This window comes from Brevundimonas sp., assembly GCF_016463485.1.
Classification (GTDB): Bacteria; Pseudomonadota; Alphaproteobacteria; order Caulobacterales; family Caulobacteraceae; genus Brevundimonas.
The window spans coordinates 5,151-8,249 of sequence record NZ_JAEMRD010000142.1; the positions used below are offsets into that span (position 1 = coordinate 5,151).

2 protein-coding genes are annotated in these 3,099 nt (G+C 70.3%); one reads left to right on the forward strand and one right to left on the reverse strand.

Annotation, left to right across the window (positions count from 1 at the left end; all coding sequences use genetic code 11):
• A partial coding sequence (locus JHC99_RS15595; protein WP_292155390.1) for a pre-peptidase C-terminal domain-containing protein occupies positions 1 to 1,681 on the forward strand: 1,681 nt, incomplete at its 5' end.
• Positions 1,682 to 1,767: 86 nt separating this feature from the next.
• Here the strand turns inward: JHC99_RS15595 and JHC99_RS15600 are convergent.
• A partial coding sequence (locus JHC99_RS15600) for a hypothetical protein (RefSeq protein ID WP_292155391.1) occupies positions 1,768 to 3,099 on the reverse strand: 1,332 nt, incomplete at its 5' end.

Consider the following 3,099-nt stretch of genomic DNA (forward strand, 5'->3'; position numbering starts at 1 on the left):
GGACGGAGAGGTCCAGGTCTCGGCCACCACCTTCGAAGCCGGGGAAACCGGTGCCTACAGCCTGACGCTGGAAGAGGGCGGTCAGGTCTATGCCGAGGAGCGCGGCAGCAATGGCCGCTACGGTCGGGGCCCAGAGTCTGACCGATCGCAACCGGCCCCCACCGGCGCGCCGATCCGGGTCGGCGAAACCCGCGACGGGCGGCTGGGGCAGGGGGCTCGCACCCTTTCGAGCGGTGAATACGTCAACACCTTCACCCTGCGCGGACGGCGTGGTCAGGAGCTGGACCTGCGGCTGTCGTCGGGCGAGTTCGATCCATACCTTCAGATCGAGGGGCCGGGCGGATTCTCGGCCTTCAACGACGACGATACGGACGCGCAGGACAGCCGCGACAGCCGCCTGATCGTGACCCTGCCCGCCGACGGAACCTATGAGATCGCGGCGACCAGCTATGAGGCGGGCGAGAGCGGTCGTTACCGGCTGTCGGTCGGCGACGGCTCGAGCTATCGCCCGCAGCCCCAACCCAACGCGCCGCGCGGCCAGGGACCGGGTACGGGCGGAAGCCTGCGTATCGGCGACACGATCGGCGGGGCGCTCCAGGCCGGCGACGACACGCTCGACAGCGGCGAATACGTCGACACCTTCACCTTCCAGGGACGGCGGGGCCAGCGCGTGGCGGCCGAGCTGACGTCCTCGGCCTTCGACGCCTACATCATGCTGACCACCCCCTCGGGCGAGCAGATCGAGAACGACGACGGCGACGACGGCACCAACAGCCGCCTGGACACCGCCCTGGCCGAAGACGGCGAATACACCGTAGCCGTCACTTCCTACGAAGCCGGCGAGACCGGGTCGTACCGGTTCAGCGTCATGCCCAGCCAGGGCTCGGCGCGCCAGGCCTCGGTTCCGGGCGGCCCGCGCGTCTATGCCATCATGGTCGGAGTTTCCGAATACGGGGATGCGGAAAGCGATCTGCCCTATACCGACGACGACGCCCTGAAGCTGGCCGAGACCCTGCGCCGCGAGGGTGTCCTCAATCCCGCCAGCGTCACCCTGACCAATGCCCAGGCCACGGTCGCGGGCGTCGAGAGCGCCTTCCGCCGTGTGGCCCAGCAGGCGGGGCCCGACGACATGTTCCTGTTCTTCTTCTCGGGTCATGGCTCCCAGACGGATGGTGAGGTCTCCCAGGTCAGCGCCATCGAACCCGACGGTCGTTCCGAAGGCATCGTGCTCAGCGACGGCGAGATCTCGGACCGCGAAATGGCGCGACTGTTCGGCACCCTGCGGACGCGGCTGTCGCTGCTGGTCCTGGACAGCTGTTTCTCGGGCGGGTTCGCGAGGAACGTCGTGGATCGACCCGGCGTCATGGGCCTGTTCAGCTCCGAGGAGGATCTGACCAGCGCCGTCGCCGACAAGTTCGAAGCCGGCGGCTATCTGGCCCACTTCCTGCGCGCCGGCCTGTCGGGCGAGGCTGACGGCGACGGGGACACCATGGTCACCGCCGGCGAACTGGCCACCTATCTGCGCCGCGAGTTCACCACCGAGGTTGCCGGCGTCGAGGCCGAGACCTCGGAGGGTCAGCGCAACTACCAGAACCTGGTCATCGACCGTGGCGGCGTTCAGATCGACGACGTCGTCATCCGCCTGGCCGACAACGGCGGGATGGGCGCGGGGGGCCGCTGACCACCGTTGGACGCAGAAAGGCCGGCGAGCACCGCAATGCTCGCCGGCCTTCGTCTTTCAGCCCCCACTGAAAGACGTCCCAGCCCCTACTGGAACTGTGTCTCGCCGACCGTGGGGCCGTATTCAGCAGCCGGGGCGTAGTCCTTCAGATCCCGTTCGGGCGCGACCGGGGCCTGCATGGCGTAGGGATCGCCGTAGCCTTCGCCGCCGTCCTGAGGGACGTGGGTGACGTAGGGGCTGTCCGCGGCCGGCGAGGAATAGACGGCGTCGCAGCAGTCGTCTTCCGGGTGATCCTGGGCCGGGGAGTAGTGGATTTCCGGCGGGGCCACGGTGACCTCGGACGGACGGACCCGGACGTTGGGCGCTTCCAGATAGATCTGGGCCGGAGCGACATTGACCGGCGGGGCGTCGACCCAGACGGGCGGGCCCTGGATATAGACCACCTGCGGCGGCACGTTCACCGGCGGCGAGGCCACACGGACGCCTTGCGAGCGCAGGGTGACGGGGGCCGGGGCCGGAACATGGCCGTAGAAGGGCTGGCTGTAGACCGGCGCATTGCACTCGCCGCAACCGCCGTAGGACGGAGGAGGCGGGGGAGGCGGCGCCACCGGGCCGCAGACGTTGCCGCCGCCACCGTGCGGGATCCGGCTGCCGTAACGACCACCATAGCCGCTCCCATAGCCGCTCCCATAGCCGCCACCGTAGCCGGGGCCGCAGACGGGCACGGGCGTCGGGAGCGGGACGGGTGCCGTGCAGCACGGGCCGACCGGGGCCGGGGCGCAGCAGGGACCGGCCGGAACCGGTACGGGTGCGCCGCAGGTTCCCTGACCACCATAGTAGGCCGCGTAGGAGCCCTGCTGGGACACGAGACGACGGCCGAAGCCCGAGACCGAATAGCCGAAGGGTGCGCTGGGGCCAGCCGTGGCGACGCAGCCGTAGTCCTGAGAGATCACGACGCCGCCGCCACCGTCGCCATAGCCGGGGCCCGCAGGATAGAAGCCGTCGCCGCCGCCGGCATAGCCGCCGCCACCGCCGCCGATGCTGTACTGGCCGTAGCCCGAGTAACCGCGGGCGTTCAGGACTGAGCGGCCGTAGCTGGCGTTGCTGTTGGAGTTGGAGTTCGCGTTGGAGTTCGCGTTCACATTGACGTTGACGTTGTTGTTGAAGTTGCCGTTGACGTTGCCGCCCCGGTTCCAGCCGCCACCACCGCCGTGTCCGCCACCACCGTAGCCGCCACCACCGTGGCCGCCGCCGCCGCCGCCATAGCCTCCACCACCGTGACCGCCGCCGCCGGTGTAGCCGCCGCCGCCGCCGCAGCTGGAGCCGCAGCCCCCACCGCCGCCGTTACCGCCGCCGCCGCCGCCGCCGCCGCCGCCGTGGCCGCCGCCATGGCCGCCTGCACCCGCTCCAGCCCAGGC